General features: G+C 73.0%; 1 protein-coding gene. It reads right to left on the bottom strand.

Annotated features, from left to right (window positions below):
• Positions 1–36 precede the first annotated feature (36 nt).
• A partial coding sequence (locus AC0CH8_RS18930) for a hypothetical protein (RefSeq protein WP_465241205.1) occupies positions 37–259 on the bottom strand: 223 nt, incomplete at its 5' end.

The raw sequence follows: 259 nt of genomic DNA, 5'->3' as shown, positions 1-259 counted from the left end.
TCCCCGCCGCCTAGCCCTCCCGCCGACGCCGTACAACTACAGGTCGACGCCGGCCGCGAGCGCCTCAAGCTTCTTGATGCGTTCGCGCAGGTCGGCGATCTCGATCCGCGCGCCGGCGGTCGGCACCGGAGCAGCGCCCGGCATGCGGTCCAGTTCGCTGGCCTTCAGCGCCAGCCAGCCGCGCCAGCCCGCACGGCCGCCGAGAACGACCATGCCCGTGCCCGCCAAGGCGGAGAGCGAGAGGGTGACGGTGACGAAG

This window comes from Sphingomonas sp. AC435, from assembly GCF_979253005.1.
The sequence above is the reverse complement of the archived record's forward strand: the minus strand, read 5'-3'. Positions and strand labels throughout refer to the sequence as shown.